We start from the raw sequence: 18,250 nt of genomic DNA, 5'->3' as shown, positions 1-18,250 counted from the left end.
CTTTCCCGGTTTCCGGGCGCGCTGAAGACAGTCCGAAAAAAATTCCGCGGAGACCGTGCAACCCTTCCCGCACCTCGCCGGTCGTACTTGGCATCAGGACTCTTGGAGGGGGATCTGGGGGGATCGCGGGGGTTCTGATGGGGAGGGGAAACCCGAGGGGCCCGGTCGACGGACCGGGCCCCTCGAAACGTTCCTGGGAACTTTGGAGCTCTCCGGAACTCGAAGCGTCCTAGAAAAAGACCCCGCAGCTCAGCAGCACATTCGCGTACGGCCGCGCCTCGCCGGTCCGTACGACCAGCCGCGCCCCGGCCGACAGCTCCTTGAGCCGCTCGTGCGTGACCAGCCGCAGCTCGGGAAACTCCCCGTCCAGCAGCGCGGCCGCCGCGGGGTTCGCCTCGCGGATCTCCTGCGCCGCCGTCGCGCCCTCCACCACCAGCTCGGCCAGCAGGCCGTCCAGGACCTCGGCGAACGACGGCACCCCGGCACGGAAGGCCAGGTCCACGACCCGGGGGCCGTCGGGTATCGGCATGCCCGCGTCACACACCAGCACGCCGTCGCCGTGGCCCAGCTCGGCGAGGGCGCCGGAGAGGTGGCGGTTCAGGATTCCGGCACGCTTCATCAGGACCCACCCTGCGAGGACGCGCCGGATGCGCCGTCCGACTCCCTGTCGGGGGTCCGGGGGTCGTCCCCCGGATCGGCACAGCACACCGCTTCGACCTCCGCCGCCGTCGGGAAGGACACCTGCGCGCCCTCCCGCGTGACGGCCACCGCGCCGACCCGGGCCGCGTACGCCGCCGCCTCGGCAAGGGACGCGCCCGTGCCGAGCCGCCACGCCAGCGCGGCCGTGAAGGCGTCGCCCGCCCCCGTCGTGTCCACCGCGTCCACCTTCACGGAAGGGACCCGCGTCACACCCTTGGCGGAGGCCACCAGAGCCCCCTCGGCGCCCAGGGTCACGACCACCGAGCGGGGCCCCTTCGCGAGCAGGATCCGCGCCCAGTCCTCGGGGGCGTCGCCCACCGCGGAGTCGCCGAGGATCACCTTCGCCTCGTGCTCGTTCACGATCAGCGGGTCGCAGGCCGCCAGCACCTCGGCCGGCAGCGGGCGCGGCGGCGAGGGGTTCAGCACGAAGCGGCTGCCGTCCGCCAAGCTGCGGACCACCTCGACGACCGTCTCCAGCGGGATCTCCAGCTGGACCGACACCACCCGCGACGCCTGGAAGAGGCTCGCGGCGGCCCGTACGTCCTGCGGGGTGAGCCTGCCGTTGGCTCCCGGCGAGACGACGATGCTGTTGTCCCCGGACGGGTCCACCGTGATCAGCGCGACGCCGGTCGGCGCGCCGCCGACCAGGACGCCCACCGTGTCGACGCCGGACTCCCGCTGCGAGTCGAGCAGCAGCCGGCCGTGCGCGTCGTCGCCGACCCGGGCCAGCAGGGCCGTACGGGCCCCGAGCCGGGCGGCCGCGACGGCCTGGTTCGCGCCCTTGCCGCCCGGGTGGACGGCCAGATCGGAGCCGAGCACGGTCTCGCCGGCCCCCGGCCGACGCTCGACGCCGATCACCAGGTCGGCGTTGGCCGACCCTACGACCAGGAGGTCGTAGTCGTACATGAGGTTGCTCCCCTGATAGGTCCCCGTGGTGACGTGCGGCGGGCGGCCGTCACCAGGTCCATGCTCCTGCAACGACCGCCCGCCCGTTCGCCGTTCCCGATGTCGGCCGGATGTCGGCCGGACGTCAGCCGCCGAAGCCGGCCACGTTCTCCTTCGTGACCACCTTCACCGGCACCTTCACCATCTGCTCGACCTTCTTGCCCTGAAATGCCTTGAGCGCGTTGTCCACGGCGATCTTGCCGAGCTGGGTCGGCTGCTGTGCCACGGACGCGTACAGCGAGCCGCCCTTGACCGCGTTCAGGCCGTCGGGGGTGCCGTCGAAGCCGACCACGGAGACCGACTTGCCCGCCTTGGAGCCCAGGGCCTTGATCGCGCCCAGCGCCATCTCGTCGTTGGCGGCGATGACGCCCTGGACGTCCGGGTGGGCCTGGAGCAGGTTCGACATCACGTCGAGTCCCTTGGTGCGGTCGAAGTCGGCCGGCTGCTGCGCGACGACCTGGATGCCCGGGTAGGCCTTGAGGCCGTTCGCGAAGCCCTGCGCGCGCTCACGGGCCGCGGAGGTGCCCGCCTGGCCCTGGAGGATCACGATCTTCCCCTTGCCGCCGAGCTTCTCGGCGACCGTCTTGGCGGCGAGCTCCCCGCCGGCGACGTTGTCGGAGGCGACCAGGGCCTCGGTCCGCGCGTTGTTGACGCCCCGGTCGACGGCGATGACTGGGATCTTCGCCTTGTCGGCGGCCTTCACGGAGTTGCTGGCCGCGTCGGAGTCCACCGGGTTGACGATGATCGCGCCGACGCTCGAACTGGTGAAGTTCTGCAGCTGGTTGGCCTGCTGGGAGGCGTCGTTCTGGGCGTCCGTGACGGTCAGGTCGATGCCGAGCTTCTTCGCCTCGGCCTGGGCGCCCGCCCGGATCTGGACGAAGAAGGGGTTGTTGAGGGTGGACAGGGACAGCCCCATCTTCGGGTTCGACGACGAGGACGAGCCGTTGTGCAGGAAGGAGGTCGCCCCCACGATCGCCACGGTGACGACCGCCGCGAGCGCGTACGTTCCCGCCTGCTTGCCCTTGCCGCCGCCGGTGCCGGCCGCCACGGGGGTGGCCCCGGCCTTGCGGCGCAGCGTGTCGAAGAGGACCGCCAGCGCGATCACGACGCCGATGACGACCTGCTGCCAGAAGGCGGACACGTTCAGCAGGTTCAGGCCGTTGCGCAGCACCGCCAGGATCAGCGCGCCGATCAGGGTGCCGGACGCCTTGCCGGTGCCGCCCGCGAGCGAGGCGCCGCCGATGACGACCGCGGCGATCGCGTCCAGCTCGTAGCCGTCGGCGGCCTGCGGCTGCGCGGAGGACAGCCGGGCGGCGAGCACGACGCCCGCGACAGCGGCGAAGACGCCGGACAGGGCGTAGATGGCGAGCTTCTGCTTCTTCACGCGCAGCCCCGACAGGCGCGCGGCCTCCTCGTTGCCGCCGATCGCGTACATCGAGCGGCCGATGTAGGTCCGGCCCAGCACGAAGGCGGCGATCAGACCCATCACGATCATCACGAGCACCGGCACCGGCAGCCAGCCGCCGAGCGTGTCACCGAGGTGCGAGACGGAGTCGGGGAGGGCGATGGGGGAGCCCTCGGAGATCACCAGCGACAGGCCGCGGGCCACCGAGAGCATCGCGAGCGTCGCGATGAACGGCGGGAGCTTGCCGTACGCGATGAGGAAGCCGTTGACGAGACCGGCCGCGATGCCGGTCGCGACGGCCAGCAGGACCGCTATGAAGACCGGCACCCCGTGCGAGGTCGCGGTCCACGCCAGCACGGTGGCCGACAGCGCCGCCACCGAACCGACCGACAGGTCGATGCCCGCCGAGACGATCACGAACGTGACGCCGAAGGCGAGGATGGCGGTCACGGCCGCCTGGACGCCGACGTTGAGGAGGTTGTCGGTGGTCAGGAAGTCGCCGGACAGCGCCGACATGGCGATGACGAGGACGATCAGCGCGGTCAGCGCGCCGTTGTCGAGCAGGAGTCGGCGAAGCCCCGAGGCGCCACTCGCGCCCGGCGTGCTCTTGAGCGTGTCAGTGGCCACGGGGGGCCTCCGTTCCGGTCTTGTCGGTGGTGGGGTTGCTGACGGCGAGTGCCATCACGGAGTCCTGGGTGGCCTCGTCGGATGTGAGCTCGCCGGCGATCCGGCCCTGGGCCATCACCAGGACCCGGTCGCTCATGCCGAGGACCTCCGGCAGATCGCTGGAGATCATCAGGACGGCGGCGCCGGCCGCGGTCAGTTCGTTGATGAGCTGGTAGATCTCGACCTTGGCGCCGACGTCGATCCCGCGCGTGGGCTCGTCGAGGATCAGCACCTTGGTGTCGGCGAGCAGCCACTTGCCGATGACGACCTTCTGCTGATTGCCGCCGGAGAGCGTGCGCACGTGCTGGCCGAGACCCGCCATCCGCACGCCGAGCTGCCCCGCGATCCGCGCGGCCGCCGCCCGCTGGCCTTTGAGGTCGACGAGACCCGCGCGCGTGGCGGACCGCAGTGTCACCAGGCCGAGGTTCTCCTCGACGGACGCGTCCAGCACCAGACCCTGGCCCTTGCGGTCCTCGGGGATGAGTCCGATGCCCGCGGTCATCGCCGCGTTGACGTCGTACTTCGGGACGGAGGACCCGGCGACCTTCACGGCCCCCTTGTCGTACGGGTCCGCCCCGAACACCGCCCGCACGACCTCGGTACGTCCGGCGCCGACCAGCCCCGCGATGCCGACCACCTCACCGGCGCGCACCTCGAAGCTGACGTCGTGGAAGACGCCGTCCCTGGTCAGCCCCTCGACGGTGAGCAACGCGGCGCCCCGGTCGGCGCGTTCACGCGGGTACTGCTGCTCGATCGAGCGGCCCACCATGAGCCGTACGAGCTCGTCCTCGGGCGTGGCCGCCGGGACCTGCCCGACGCTCCTGCCGTCCCGGATGACCGTCACCCGGTCGCCCAGGGCAGAGATCTCCTCCAGGTGATGCGTGATGAAGACGATCCCGACGCCGTCCTCGCGCAGCCTGCGCACGATCGAGAAGAGCTTCTCGACCTCCTCGGAGGTGAGCACGGCCGTCGGCTCGTCCATGATGAGCACGCGCGCGTCCAGGCTGAGCGCCTTCGCGATCTCGACCATCTGCAGCCGCGCGATGCCGAGTTCACGCACGCGCGCGCGGGGCGACACGTGGACACCGACGCGCTTCAGCAGGACCTCGGCGTCGGCCTCCATCCGCTTGCGGTCGATCATCCCGAAGCGGCGCGGCTGCCTCCCCAGGAAGATGTTCTCGGCGACCGTCAGATCGGGGACGAGGTTGAACTCCTGGTAGATGGTGGCGATCCCGAGGCGCTCGGAGTCCTGCGCACCGTGGATGCGCGTCTCCTCGCCGCCGACCAGGATCCGCCCGGCGTCGGGCGTGTAGGCGCCGGAGAGCATCTTGATGAGGGTGCTCTTGCCCGCGCCGTTCTCACCGAGCAGCACATGCACCTCGCCGCGGCGCAGGTCGAAGTCGACGTTGTCCAGGGCGACCACGCCCGGGAAGGTCTTCCGTATGCCCTCGATGCGCAGCAACTCGTCCGCGTTGCTCACGACTGGCTCCTGTTCGTTGCGGGGGACGGCTCCGGGGAAGCCGGTTGCTCGCCGCACGAGCGGCGTACGACGAGACGGGCGGGGAGGGTGACGGACTCGCCGGGCCGCCCCTCGACCCGGTCGACCAGGGCCCGTACGGCGGCCCGGCCCAGCTCGCCCGTCGGCTGGGCGATCGCGGTGATCGGCGGATCGGTGTGCACGAACCACCGGATGTCGTCGAACGCGGCCAGCGCGAGGTCGTCGGGCACGCGCAGCCCACGCGCGCGTACGGCGTCCAGTGCGCCGAGCGCCATCAGGTTGTCGGCCGCGAAGACGACCTCGGGCGGCTCGGGCAGGTCGAGGAAGCCCTCGGTGACCCGGCGCCCGCTCTCGGCCTGGAAGTCGCCCTGGCCTATGTAGGCGTCGGGGAGTTCGAGGCCGTACGCGCCGAGCGCCTCGCGGAAGGCCTCCACGCGCTCCCGGCCGGTCGTGGTCGCCGCCGGTCCGGCGATGATCGCCAGCCGCCGGTGCCCGAGCCCGTGCAGATGCGCCACGAGGTCCCGTACGGCAGCGCGCCCGTCCGAGCGCACCACCGGCACGTCCAGGCCCGGGATCCACCGGTCCACGAACACCATCGGCGTCCCCGCGCGTACGGCGTCCAGCATCAGCGGCGAGCCGCCGTCGGTGGGGGAGACGAGGAGTCCGTCGATGCGCCGGTCCAGCAGGTTCCGTACGTGATGGTCCTGCAGGTCGGGCCGCTCGTCGGCGTTGCCGATGATGACGCTGTAGCCGAGCGCGCGGGCCTCCTCCTCGACGGAGCGGGCCAGTTCGGTGAAGTAGGGGTTCATCACGTCGCTGATGACCAGGCCGAGGGTGTGGGTCTGGTCCGTGCGCAGGGAGCGGGCGACGGCGTTCGGGCGGTAGCCCAGGGTCTCGACGGCCGCCAGCACGCGTGCGCGTGCCTCGGCGCTGACCGACGGATGGTCGTTCAGGACGCGCGAGACCGTGGCGACGGATACGCCCGCCTCGGCAGCGACGTCCTTGATGCTCGCCATCGCCGCTCCACCTCCTTGTGGATCGTTAGTCGTCGATGGTCGTGGAATCGATTACATCGACGTGTACGGAGGATTGGAATCGATTACACGGGGCGAGGGCAAGGGGGTGAAGGGTGGCCGAAACTGAATCGTGACCAGCCGGGTGGCCCGGGTCACCCCGGGCCGCCCTTCGGGTCATGCGTCCTTGCCGGCCCGCCCGAGACGGAGGGCGGAGACGAGGAAGAAGATCCCGCCGAGGAAGGCGTAGCCGGCGAGGGAGCCCAGGGCGGCGTCGTCCTTGCCCGCCTGCGCGAAGAAGGCGGCGCCGGCGACGGTGGAGATGGCGCCGCCGGCGATCATCGCCCACTGTCCTCCCAGCCGGCGCCGGGCGGCGCCGACGAGGAGCTGGACGACGCCCGCGGTGACGGCCCAGACGCCCCAGACGCGCAGTACCGCCGGGATGCCGGACGTGGCGGCCACGGTGAGGCCGACGCCGGTCAGGGTGCTGAGCGCGATGTTCAGGTACAGGTGGCGCACCGGGCCGTCGTTCGCCTTGGCGGACCGGACGTCGACGACGGCGCAGGCCACGTCGAACAGGGGGTAGATCACCAGGAGCGTCGCGCTCGGCGGGGTCAGTGTGTCGGCGGTGGCGAACAGCAGGACCGCCCATACGGCTGCGAACGCGAAGCGCAGGAAGTACAGCTTTCGCAGGGCTTTGCGGGCGCTGATGCCGGCGGGTGCGTCGACGAGGGTGTCCATGGGGAGCCTTTCCGAGGCGTGAGGGAGAACGTTCGGTCTCATCGGCATCAAAGTGCGCCATCGTGGCCACTGTCAAGACCGAACGTTCTCCCTCATTGCTTTGGTAGCCTCGGGTCCATGAGTCGGGGCACAACGAGCCGGGGCACGGCGGGCGGCAGCACATCCGAAGCGCGAGCGAGGCTGCTCGGTACGGCGACGCGGATCTTCTACGCCGAGGGGATCCACTCCGTCGGCGTCGACCGGATCGTCGCGGAGGCGCAGGTGACCCGGGCGACGCTCTACCGGCACTTTTCGGGCAAGGACGAACTCGTCCTCGCCTACCTCGACTTGGCCGACAACGGAATCCGGGCGCAGATCGAGGCCGCACAGGCAGCCGAGGAGTCGGCGGCCGACAAGGTCAGGGCCGTCGCCCGGTCCATCGCCGAAGGCATCCGGTCCGAAGGATTCCGCGGCTGCGCCTTCCTCAACGCGGTGGCCGAATACCCGGACCCGGCCCACCCCATCCATCAAGCCGTGCTGGCCCACCGGCAGTGGTTCCTCGAAACCGTCACCGAACTGCTGGCCCGGGCCGGCCGCGAGCCCGCCGACGCGGCCGGCCGGCACCTCGTCATGCTCCGGGACGGCGCCATGGCGGCCGGCTGCCTCTCCGACCCGCAACTGGTCTGTGAGACCTTCCTGCAAGGCGTCGACGGAATCCTTCAGCCCTAGGCATCCGGATCCGTCAGCCCTGGGCCGGGCCGTGTCTTTCGGATCATGGCGAAAGACACGGACTGAGGCTCGGCGCCGTCGGGGCTACCGGGGTCGCAGGGCGTGGAGATCCGGCAGACGGCGCTCGCCGGCGCGGGGCAGGGTGGTCTTCCGTCCTTGGCTGTCGCACGGACGTACGCGCTGCCTCGGTGGGGACGAGTCCGTTTCCACGACGATGCCCTGGATGTCGGGCCAGGCCCACTTCCGCACCCCGGGTGGCCTACTTGGCGGCCCAGTAGCCCAAGTTGTTCCGGTTCCCCTCCGCCGCCCGGCGCGGCGCGTCCGGCGATCCCAGCAGACCGTACGGCAGATACCCGGACCGGACACCGAGTTCCCACCCATGGACCTGGACGGCGAGGCAGGCCAGGGCGAGGGTGCCGAGGGAGAGAAGGGACCGGGGCGCGGGATCAGCGGCGTCGGCCTCGACGCTCTCCCGGTACGCGACCAGCCGGGCGGCGAGGGCGTCCTCGAAGGCCTGCTGGTCGTCGTCGAGGAGTACGCGGAGCAGCCGCTGGTCCGCGCTCAGCGCGTCGCCGGCCTCGTCGAGCCGACGGGCGGCCTCCGCGCGCTCCCCGGCGTCCGGCTTGCGCAGCGGAACCGTAGGCCAGTCGCGGGGCAGATGCCCGGCCGCCTCGGTGAGATAGGGGCACAGGGCGTCCATGGCGGCGAGGTCGGCGGGGCCGGAGACGGAGGTGTACCGGTTGTAGGGCGCGCCGTCACGGATGGCGGGCGCGTATTCTTCGCGCAGCAGCAGCCCGGTGATCCGCTCCCAGTCCCACACATGCCCGCTGACGACACACATCTCGAACATGTCGAGCCAGGTCCGCGCGGTGGGCGCCTCCTTGACGACGTCCCGGAAGGTGATGGGCCCGTCCCCGAACTCGTCGTCGTCCGGGTCCGTGCTGATCCGCTCCCCGACGAGGGGGAACCGGAGTTCCTGGTCCCCCTCGGGGAAGCACATGATGCTCAGCACTCCGTGCAGACACTCCGCGGCGGTGACGGCGACCGTGCCGGCCGCGGCGTCGAGCCCCGGGTCCGTCACCGTTCGCGCGGCGGCATGGTCGAGCAGTTCGTCCGCCATGGCCCGGATCAGCGTCGGCGAAATGTTGCCGTACCGCAGCGAGTGCCACCGCGTGTAGGCCCGGCCGTCGATGTCGTCGAGCGCCTCGGCCAACCGCTGCTCGCTGACCTGATGGCATGTCACATTCCGCACGTACCCCGTCCCTTCATGAACTCCACGACTGGACGAAGCACGTTATCAACGGGCACTGACAGCACCGGAGCGCTTCTTTCGGATCACCTCGCCGACCGGATGATGACGGCGGCGATGTGGAGTCCGGCCAGGTAGACGGCGGCGGTCTTGTCGTATCGAGTGGCTGGATCGCGCCATTGCTTGAGCTTGGGTGAACGCGGGAGCGTCGCCTGCCTCGGGGGCGGCAGCGGCCGTCGGTGGCGCAACGGCTCGACCCCCGCCCACGAGGCATCAGTCAGCGGCACACATCAACCACGATCAGATGATCCGAAAGAGACGGCCCAGGCATCCGGCTCGCACCGCACGTCACTGTCACACCCGACCGGTAGCGTCGGATCATGTCCAATCAGGCGGGGAGCTCCACGGGCGAGCGGCGACTGGCGGTGCTCGAAGGCGTCCTGGAGCGGATCACGTACGCCAACGAGGAGAACGGCTACACGGTCGCGCGGGTCGACACCGGAAGAGGCGGGGGCGACCTCCTCACGGTCGTCGGGGCGCTGCTCGGCGCCCAGGTCGGCGAGTCCCTGCGGATGGAGGGCCGTTGGGGCTCCCACCCCCAGTACGGCAAGCAGTTCACCGTCGAGAACTACACGACCGTCCTCCCGGCCACCGTCCAGGGCATCCGGCGCTATCTCGGCTCCGGCCTGGTCAAGGGCATCGGCCCGGTCTTCGCCGACCGCATCACCCAGCACTTCGGCCTGGACACCCTGCAGATCATCGAGGAGGAGCCGAAGCGGCTCATCGAGGTCCCCGGCCTCGGACCGAAGCGGACCAAGAAGATCGCCGACGCCTGGGAGGAACAGAAGGCGATCAAGGAGGTCATGCTCTTCCTCCAGACCGTCGAGGTGTCCACCTCCATCGCGGTGCGGATCTACAAGAAGTACGGCGACGCCTCGATCGCGGTCGTGAAGAACCAGCCGTACCGGCTGGCGGCCGACGTCTGGGGCATCGGCTTCCTCACCGCCGACAAGATCGCCCAGTCCGTCGGCATCCCGCACGACAGCCCGGAGCGGGTCAAGGCGGGCCTGCAGTACGCGCTGTCGCAGGCCACCGACCAGGGCAACTGCTACCTCCCCGAGGAGCGCCTGATCGCCGACGCGGTGAAGCTGCTCCAGGTCGACACGGGGCTCGTCATCGAGTGCCTGGCCGACCTCGCCCAGGTTCCGGAGGACGGCGGCGACCCCGGTGTCGTACGGGAGAAGGTGCCCGGTCCCGACGGCCATGCGGAGCCCGTGACGGCCGTCTACCTCGTCCCCTTCCACCGGGCCGAACTCGCCCTGTCCGCCCAGCTGTTGCGCCTGCTGCGCACCGACGAGGACCGGATGCCGGGCTTCCACGAGGTGGCCTGGGACAAGGCGCTCGGCTGGCTGAAGGGCCGTACGGGCGCGGACCTCGCCCCCGAGCAGGAGGCCGCGGTCAAGCTGGCGCTGACGAAGAAGGTCGCCGTCCTCACCGGCGGCCCCGGCTGCGGCAAGTCCTTCACGGTCCGCTCGATCGTGGAGCTGGCCCGCGCGAAGAAGGCCAGGGTCGTGCTGGCAGCCCCCACCGGCCGCGCCGCCAAGCGCCTGGCCGAACTGACCGGCGCCGAGGCCTCCACCGTCCATCGCCTACTGGAGCTCAAGCCCGGCGGCGACGCGGCGTACGACAAGGACCGCCCGCTGCAGGCCGACCTGGTGGTCGTCGACGAGGCGTCCATGCTGGACCTGTTGCTCGCCAACAAGCTGGTGAAGGCGGTGCCGCCGGGCGCGCACCTGCTGTTCGTCGGGGATGTCGACCAGTTGCCCAGCGTCGGGGCGGGAGAGGTCCTCAGGGATCTGCTCGCCGACGGCAGCCCCATCCCGGCCGTCCGCCTCACGCGCGTGTTCCGCCAGGCCCAGCAGTCGGGCGTGGTGACGAACGCGCACCGGATCAACGCCGGGCAGCACCCCGTCACCGACGGCATGAAGGACTTCTTCCTCTTCGTCGAGGACGACACGGAGGAGGCCGGACGGCTCACGGTGGACGTGGCGGCCCGTCGCGTTCCGGCCAAGTTCGGCCTCGATCCACGCCGGGACATCCAGGTCCTGGCCCCCATGCACCGGGGTCCGGCAGGCGCGGGCACGCTGAACGGCCTGCTCCAGCAGGCCATCACCCCCGGGCGCCCCGATCTCGCGGAGAAGCGGTTCGGCGGCCGGGTCTTCCGCGTCGGCGACAAGGTCACCCAGATTCGCAACAATTACGAGAAAGGGAAGAACGGCGTCTTCAACGGCACCGTGGGCGTGGTCACCTCGCTCGACCCGGTCGACCAGCGTCTCACGGTGCTGACGGACGAGGACGAGGAGGTTCCGTACGAATTCGACGAACTGGACGAGCTGGCGCATGCGTACGCGGTGACCATCCACCGTTCACAGGGAAGTGAATATCCCGCAGTGGTGATCCCCGTCACCACGGGAGCATGGATGATGCTCCAGCGGAATCTGCTGTACACGGCGGTGACCCGGGCCAAGCAGCTGGTCGTGCTCGTCGGTTCACGCAAGGCGATCGGCCAGGCGGTGCGCACGGTGTCGGCGGGGCGGCGCTGCACGGCGCTCGACTTCCGGCTCGCGGGCTCTTGAAACCTGTTTTCGGGCCGCCGTCGGACACCCTTCTGACCTGGCGATTCGTGAGGCGCCCCGAAAAATGATCGATCAAACGAGTCGTGAAGGTCACAGAGCACTTCCAGATCGAGAAGACAGGGGGCAGGATGACAGGTTGGCGGCACTCAGTGCCGCCAATAGGCCCAATGGTCGACCCCGAGTGCACTCTCCTGAGCCGAATGGGGGAGGCTAGAGACAGTCAGGGCAACCTCGAAGATGAGGCACAACGTCGGTGAGGGAAGACGTGAGCGACAACTCTGTAGTACTGCGGTACGGCGACGGCGAGTACACCTACCCGGTGATTGACAGCACCGTCGGCGACAAGGGCTTTGACATCGGCAAACTCCGCGCCCAGACCGGTCTGGTGACGCTGGACAGCGGATATGGCAACACCGCCGCCTATAAATCCGCCATCACCTACCTCGACGGCGAGCAGGGGATCCTCCGGTACCGCGGCTACCCGATCGAGCAGCTGGCCGAGCGCTCCACCTTCCTGGAGGTGGCCTACCTGCTGATCAACGGTGAGCTGCCCACCGTCGACGAGCTCTCGACGTTCAAGAACGAGATCACGCAGCACACGCTGCTGCACGAGGACGTCAAGAACTTCTACAAGGGCTTCCCGCGCGACGCCCACCCGATGGCCATGCTGTCGTCGGTGGTCTCGGCGCTGTCCACGTTCTACCAGGACAGCCACAACCCGTTCGACGAGCGGCAGCGCAACCTCTCGACGATCCGTCTGCTCGCCAAGCTTCCGACGATCGCGGCGTACGCGTACAAGAAGTCGATCGGTCACCCGTTCGTCTACCCGCGCAACGACCTCGGTTACGTCGAGAACTTCCTGCGCATGACCTTCTCGGTCCCGGCCCAGGAGTTCGAGCTGGACCCGGTCGTGGTCTCCGCCCTCGACAAGCTCCTCATCCTGCACGCCGACCACGAGCAGAACTGCTCCACGTCGACGGTCCGCCTGGTGGGCTCGTCGCAGGCGAACATGTTCGCGTCGATCTCGGCCGGCATCTCCGCCCTGTGGGGCCCGCTGCACGGCGGCGCCAACCAGTCCGTCCTGGAGATGCTCGAGGGCATCCAGGCCAACGGCGGCGATGTCGACTCCTTCATCCGCAAGGTGAAGAACAAGGAGGACGGCGTCCGCCTGATGGGCTTCGGCCACCGGGTGTACAAGTCCTTCGACCCGCGCGCGAAGATCATCAAGGCGGCGGCGCACGACGTCCTCTCCGCCCTCGGCAAGTCCGACGAGCTGCTGGACATCGCCCTGAAGCTGGAGGAGCACGCGCTCTCCGACGAGTACTTCGTCGCGCGCAACCTCTACCCGAACGTCGACTTCTACACCGGCCTGATCTACCGGGCCATGGGCTTCCCGACCGAGATGTTCACGGTCCTGTTCGCCCTCGGTCGCCTTCCGGGCTGGATCGCCCAGTGGCACGAGATGATCAAGGAGCCGGGTTCCCGCATCGGCCGCCCGCGCCAGATCTACACGGGCGTGGTCGAGCGCGACTTCGTTCCGGTCGAGGAGCGCTGACACCTGCCGGTGGGGCGCCGCGACAGGTGGCGCCGTCACACGGATCTCGTATGCAGAGCCCTGCGCACGACTTCGGTCGGGCGTGGGGCTCTTGTGTGTGCGGGGTGGTTCTCGGTGTCCCGGGTCGGGGTGTGGGGCGTATCGGGGGGCGCGAGCCGGTCCTCTGCCTGGCAGGCGGCGGTCGTCACGGTCGGTTGCGGCTAGGGCTGGGGCTGGGGCGGGGCGGGCCGGCGCCTGCCGGTGAGTGGCGCGGCGCTTCACGGCGCCCGGTCGTCCGGATGGCGCATGCGGAGCCCTGCGCACGGCTTCGCCCGGTGGGCTCTTGGGTGCGCGTGCGGCGGTCGCCCTCCGCAGCCAGGCCGGCGGTGGACGCACCACTCGCGCTGCCGCGGACCACCGTGCCGCCCACCGGAGTTCCGCCGATCCGCCCGCCACGGTTCGGCTCCGCCCGCCGCGAGCGGGAGGCCCGGCTGGCCCGGCTGCGGAGGGCGACCGGGGCGTGGGAGCGCGCGGCGGGGGGCCTCTGGCGGTGTCCTTCTCGGTGTCCCACCAGGTGCCGCCGCCCCTGATCGGGGCTCGGGCTCTCGAGTGGCTTGTCGCCTGGGCGTACGTGAGCCCGTCCTCTGGTGCCTGGCCGACGGGTGGTGGCGTAGGCACGGTCGGGTGGTGGCGTAGGCGCGGTCGGCTGTGGTCAGGGCGGCGTGGCTGCGTCCGGCCGGGGGTGCCGGCATCTGCGGGCGCGGGGCGCGGCGGTTCTCGGTGCCTGGTCGCTCGGGTCTCGTATGCAGAGCCATGCGCGCGGCTTCTCGCGCGTGCGGCGTGCTTCCCGGTGTCCCGCCTCGGGCGTGGGGTGCCTCATGGCAGGTGGCGCGTACGGGAATCGGTCTGCGCGGGGAGTGCCGGTGGGAGGCGAACCTCTTCGGTGTCTCGCCGGTGGTGTGCACCAGGGTTCCGCGGTGTCGGCCGGGTCGTGGGGCGGCTTGGCCGGCCGCCGGGCCGACGCGGTCGCGGGCGTCGTGGAGCGCGACTCGTGCCGGGCGGGTGCGGATAGTAGAAGGCGCCCTGGCGGCGGTCCCCCCACGGGCCGACGTCCAGGGCGCCTTCCCATGTCCCGGTGCGGATTCCCCCCACGGGATCCGGCCGGGCGTCTGAGAGAACAGCGCCTGAATCGCTGTGTTACTGCCGTGCAGTTGAGCAAAACGAGCAGAACTCGCCGTACTACTGCTGTGTGCGGTCTGCCGGGACAGCGCACGGTCGGGAGGGCCGCTCAAAGCTTCCCGACGTACGTGCCCCGGCAACGCAACTCTGAGGAAGTCCCCCAAGACATCCTCAGATGCCAGCCAACGCCCCCCAAGACGCTGCCTGACATCGTCAACTTAGACCTTCGAACCCCTTCGATGGTTACGTTCACATCACTGTGATCTGCGTCTCTTGCATATGTCCGTTAGGTGCGCAAGAGCCCCGATATGGCGATCGGGACTCAAGCGTAAGGACGATGCGCGAGTCTTGTGAAGAGCTTATGTGAGCCTGGCGCCGGACTCCAGAGGGGTTCTTACTCGGACTTCGCCGAAAAGTCCGTAGCCTTCACCGAAAAGTCCGAAGTCGCAGGCTGTTCGACACCACGAAAACCGACGAAAAGGCCATCGCCGCCCCCGCGATCATCGGATTCAGCAACCCCGCCGCGGCCAGCGGCAACGCGGCGACGTTGTACCCGAAGGCCCACACGAGGTTGCCCTTGATCGTGGCGAGCGTCCGCCGTGACAGCCGGATGGCGTCCGCCGCCACCCGCAGATCACCGCGCACCAGCGTCAGATCGCTCGCCTCGATCGCCGCGTCCGTCCCCGTCCCCATGGCAAGACCCAGATCCGCGGTGGCAAGCGCGGCCGCGTCGTTGACGCCGTCGCCCACCATGGCCACGCAGCGTCCCTCGCGCCGTAGCCGCCGTACGGCCTCGACCTTGTCCTCCGGCAGGACCTCCGCGATCACCTGATCGGCACCGATGCCGACCGCGTCGGCCACCGCCTCGGCGACCGCCTGGTTGTCCCCGGTCAGCAGCACGGGCGTGAGCCCCAGCGCGCGCAGCTCGCGCACCGCCTCGGCGCTGGTCTCCTTCACCGCGTCCGCGACGGTGACGACACCGCGGGCCGCCCCGTCCCACCCGACCACGACGGCCGTACGACCGTCCCTCTCGGCCTCTTCCTTGGCGCGGGCCAGCCCGATGGGAAGTACGTCGTAGAGGCGCCCCACGACCACGTCACGGCCCTCCACGCGCCCGCGTACGCCTCGCCCGGGTACGTTCTCGAACCCCTCGACCTGCGGCAGCCGCCCGAGCCGCTGTTCCGCGCCCGCGGCGACAGCCCGGGCGACGGGGTGCTCGGAGGCGTGCTCCACGGCGCCCGCGAGCCGCAGCACCTCGTCCTCGTCGGCGCCCTCGGCGGCGTACACCTTCTGGAGGGTCATGCGGCCGGTGGTGACCGTGCCGGTCTTGTCCAGCACGACGGTGTCGACCCGGCGGGTGGACTCCAGCACCTCGGGGCCCTTGATCAGGATGCCGAGCTGCGCGCCGCGTCCCGTGCCGACCATGAGGGCCGTCGGCGTGGCCAGGCCCAGGGCGCACGGGCAGGCGATGATCAGCACGGCGACGGCCGCGGTGAAGGCGGCGACGGTGTCGTCGGTGAGGCCGAGCCAGGCGCCGAAGGTGGCGACCGCGAGGAGGATGACCGCCGGTACGAACACCGCGGAGATCCGGTCGGCGAGCCGCTGCACCTCGGCCTTGCCGTTCTGTGCGTCCTCCACCAGCTTCGCCATCCGCGCGAGCTGCGTGTCGCCGCCGATCCGGGTCGCCTCGACGACCAGCCGCCCGCCCGCGTTGACCGTCGCGCCGGTGACCGCGTCCCCGACCGTCACGTCGACCGGGACGGACTCACCGGTCAGCATGGACGCGTCCACCGCGGAGGCGCCCTCGACGACGGTGCCGTCGGTGGCGATCTTCTCGCCGGGCCGTACGACGAACCGGTCGCCGACCGCCAGCCGGGCGACCGGGACGCGGACCTCACTTCCGTCGCGCAGTACGGCGACGTCCTTCGCGCCGAGCTCCATCAGGGCGCGCAGCGCCGCTCCCGCGCGGCGCTTGGAGCGGGCCTCCAGATAGCGGCCGAGGAGGATGAAGGTGACGACCCCGGAGGCCACTTCGAGGTAGATCTGCGAGGAGCCGTCCACGCGCGAGACGGTGAACTCGAAGGTGTCGTGCATGCCGGGCATGCCCGCGTCGCCCAGGAACAGCGCCCACAGCGACCAGCCGTACGCCGCCAGGGTGCCCATCGAGATCAGCGTGTCCATGGTCGCCGCGCCGTGCCGGGCGTTCGTGAACGCGGCCCGGTGGAAGGGCAGTCCGCCCCAGACGACGACCGGCGAGGCGAGGGTGAGCGCGAGCCACTGCCAGTTGTCGAACTGCAGGGCCGGGATCATCGACAGCAGGATGACGGGTACGGCGAGCAGGGCGGAGAGGGTCAGACGCCGGCGGTAGCCGGTCAGTTCGGGGTCTTCTGGGGACTCCTCGGGCGCGGGTTCCGGGGGAGCCGGCTCCTCGGCCGTGTACCCCGTCCTGTGCACGGTGGCGATCAGGTCGGCGACCTGGATGCCCGCGGGGAAGCTGACCTTCGCCTTCTCCGTCGCGTAGTTCACCGTGGCGGTCACGCCGTCCATGCGGTTGAGCTTCTTTTCGACGCGGGCCGCGCAGGAGGCGCAGGTCATCCCGCCGATGAGCAGCTCGACCTCGGAGGGGGCGGCCGTCGCGGGCGCGCCCGGTGCCTCGGCTATCGGCGGTTGGTCGGTGGCGCGGGTCATGACCAGGCTCAGGCCTTGCCGACCAGTTCGAAGCCCGCCTCGTCGACGGCCGCGCGTACGGCCTCCTCGTCCAGCGGGGCCGCGGAGACGACCGTGACCTCGCCGGTGGACGCGACGGCCTTCACCGAGCTGACACCGGGGAGTTCGGAGAGCTCGCCGGAGACGGCGCCCTCGCAGTGTCCGCAGCTCATGCCGCTCACCTTGTAGACGGCGGTGACGGAACCCGGGGTGTCGGTGTGGGCGGTCATGTGGTTCTCCTCGTCGAGGCATGTGGGGCTGACGGGACCCAGGGGTCCCTTCATCTCCAAGGTATACCCCTGCGGGGTATTTCCCCAAGGGGGGTCGGCGCCTGACGGTACGGCGCGCGACGTCCGAGGGCGCGGTACGAACCGCACGAGGTGCGGCCGAACATGAGTGCCTCCGGCGTCTTCGCCCGGGATGCGGGGCGGCGCCGGGCGACGGAGAGTGGGTCGAGGCGGGGGATCTTTCGTACTCCGGAGCTGATCTATGCGCACCTTGCAGCAGTGCTGCGTCACGTCGCCGTCCGGGCCGGGTCGGGGCGGCCGGGGAGGTCGCCCACCAGCGGGTCGAGGTAGCGGATCAGGGCGTTCTTCAGTTCCTGGACGTAGGCCTCGCGCTCGGCGCCCTCGTGGCCGAGAACCAGCTCCAGACCCGCCTTGTACATGCCCAGGCACATATGGGCGGTCCGGGTGAGGTCGGCCGGGTCGGCGTCGGGCAGGAACGAGGAGAGCAGGTCCTGGATCCGGGACAGCAGGGTCGCGTGCAGGGCGTCGTGTTCCTCGGTGATGCGGCCGGGGATGTCGGGGCCGTGCATCAGCGCGAAGAACACCGGGTGCTCGCAGTTGAAGGCGATGAACCGGTCGACGGCCGAGCCGACTGCCTCGGCCAGGGATGTCGCGGGGTCGACCGGGGCGAGTGCCTCGCCGTACGTCTCGCGCATCTCGTGCATGAGGCGGTCGCCCAGCTCGATCGCGATCGCTTCCTTGTTCGGGAAGAACTGGTACAGCGTGCCCGGTGACACGCCTGCCTCGCGGGCGATGGCGTTGGTGCTGGCGGCCGTGTAGCCGGTGGTGGTGAAGACGGTGGCCGCGGCTTCGAGCAGCTGGGCGATGCGGCGCTCGCCGCGGGCCTGGCGGCGGCGCGGCTGTTCCTTGTCCTGGTGGACCTGGTCGTCTTTCTCCCGGTTGGCGGACACGCGTTATCCCCAGTTCTCCGAACGCGATTGACAAACGCGAGTGGTCGCTCGCATTCTTGAGAAACGCGAGCGA

The 18,250-nt window shown here is 70.4% G+C and carries 13 protein-coding genes; 3 read left to right on the top strand and 10 right to left on the bottom strand.

Going from position 1 to position 18,250, the window contains the following annotated elements; translation table 11 throughout:
- Nucleotides 1-229 precede the first annotated feature (229 nt).
- The 6 genes from rbsD to ACWGDB_RS19585 form a co-directional block, all read right to left on the bottom strand.
- Complete coding sequence (rbsD, locus tag ACWGDB_RS19610) at nucleotides 230-619, bottom strand: D-ribose pyranase (RefSeq protein WP_453823542.1); 390 nt, start codon at nucleotides 617-619, stop codon at nucleotides 230-232.
- A complete protein-coding gene (locus ACWGDB_RS19605) occupies nucleotides 619-1,605 on the bottom strand; it encodes a ribokinase (RefSeq protein WP_453823541.1) in 987 nt (328 codons plus the stop codon). The genes rbsD and ACWGDB_RS19605 overlap by 1 nt, the downstream gene beginning before the upstream one ends.
- A gap of 124 nt (nucleotides 1,606-1,729) precedes the next feature.
- A complete protein-coding gene (locus tag ACWGDB_RS19600) occupies nucleotides 1,730-3,676 on the bottom strand; it encodes an ABC transporter permease/substrate-binding protein (RefSeq protein ID WP_427844952.1) in 1,947 nt (648 codons plus the stop codon).
- Nucleotides 3,666-5,195, bottom strand: a complete 1,530-nt coding sequence (locus tag ACWGDB_RS19595; protein ID WP_453823540.1) for a sugar ABC transporter ATP-binding protein — start codon at nucleotides 5,193-5,195, stop codon at nucleotides 3,666-3,668. The genes ACWGDB_RS19600 and ACWGDB_RS19595 overlap by 11 nt, the downstream gene beginning before the upstream one ends.
- Nucleotides 5,192-6,229 carry a LacI family DNA-binding transcriptional regulator gene (locus ACWGDB_RS19590; protein WP_453823539.1) on the bottom strand — a complete coding sequence of 346 codons (1,038 nt, stop codon included), beginning with the start codon at nucleotides 6,227-6,229 and terminating at the stop codon, nucleotides 5,192-5,194. Before ACWGDB_RS19590 ends, ACWGDB_RS19595 begins: the two co-directional genes overlap by 4 nt.
- Nucleotides 6,230-6,403: 174 nt before the next feature.
- A complete protein-coding gene (locus ACWGDB_RS19585) occupies nucleotides 6,404-6,967 on the bottom strand; it encodes a hypothetical protein (RefSeq protein WP_453823538.1) in 564 nt (187 codons plus the stop codon).
- A gap of 117 nt (nucleotides 6,968-7,084) precedes the next feature.
- Here ACWGDB_RS19585 and ACWGDB_RS19580 point away from each other — a divergent pair, with 117 nt between their 5' ends.
- Nucleotides 7,085-7,675 carry a TetR/AcrR family transcriptional regulator gene (locus tag ACWGDB_RS19580; RefSeq protein ID WP_453823537.1) on the top strand — a complete coding sequence of 197 codons (591 nt, stop codon included), beginning with the start codon at nucleotides 7,085-7,087 and terminating at the stop codon, nucleotides 7,673-7,675.
- A 259-nt stretch (nucleotides 7,676-7,934) separates the two neighbouring features.
- Here ACWGDB_RS19580 and ACWGDB_RS19575 read toward each other — a convergent pair whose 3' ends face one another.
- Nucleotides 7,935-8,927 carry an immunity 49 family protein gene (locus ACWGDB_RS19575; protein WP_453823536.1) on the bottom strand — a complete coding sequence of 331 codons (993 nt, stop codon included), beginning with the start codon at nucleotides 8,925-8,927 and terminating at the stop codon, nucleotides 7,935-7,937.
- Between the two features lie 377 nt (nucleotides 8,928-9,304).
- Here ACWGDB_RS19575 and recD2 point away from each other — a divergent pair, with 377 nt between their 5' ends.
- Both recD2 and ACWGDB_RS19565 read left to right on the top strand, forming a co-directional pair.
- A complete protein-coding gene (recD2, locus tag ACWGDB_RS19570; RefSeq protein ID WP_453823535.1) occupies nucleotides 9,305-11,560 on the top strand; it encodes an SF1B family DNA helicase RecD2 in 2,256 nt (751 codons plus the stop codon).
- A gap of 265 nt (nucleotides 11,561-11,825) precedes the next feature.
- Nucleotides 11,826-13,115: a citrate synthase gene (locus ACWGDB_RS19565; RefSeq protein WP_453823534.1), complete on the top strand. Its 1,290-nt coding sequence runs from the start codon at nucleotides 11,826-11,828 to the stop codon at nucleotides 13,113-13,115.
- A 1,584-nt stretch (nucleotides 13,116-14,699) separates the two neighbouring features.
- Here the strand turns inward: ACWGDB_RS19565 and ACWGDB_RS19560 are convergent.
- The 3 genes from ACWGDB_RS19560 to ACWGDB_RS19550 all read right to left on the bottom strand — a co-directional run bounded on the left by ACWGDB_RS19560 (nucleotide 14,700) and on the right by ACWGDB_RS19550 (nucleotide 18,177).
- A complete protein-coding gene (locus ACWGDB_RS19560) occupies nucleotides 14,700-16,961 on the bottom strand; it encodes a heavy metal translocating P-type ATPase (RefSeq protein ID WP_453823533.1) in 2,262 nt (753 codons plus the stop codon).
- Nucleotides 16,962-16,969: 8 nt separating this feature from the next.
- Nucleotides 16,970-17,209 (bottom strand): heavy-metal-associated domain-containing protein, encoded by a 240-nt coding sequence (locus tag ACWGDB_RS19555; RefSeq protein ID WP_362382733.1) that lies wholly within the window; start codon nucleotides 17,207-17,209, stop codon nucleotides 16,970-16,972.
- A gap of 284 nt (nucleotides 17,210-17,493) precedes the next feature.
- Nucleotides 17,494-18,177, bottom strand: coding sequence for a TetR/AcrR family transcriptional regulator (locus ACWGDB_RS19550; RefSeq protein ID WP_453823532.1), 684 nt, complete (start codon nucleotides 18,175-18,177; stop codon nucleotides 17,494-17,496).
- Between the last annotated feature and the right edge of the window lie 73 nt (nucleotides 18,178-18,250).

Source organism: Streptomyces sp. NPDC055013 (genome assembly GCF_053608645.1).
This window is presented reverse-complemented; position numbering and strand designations above follow the sequence as displayed.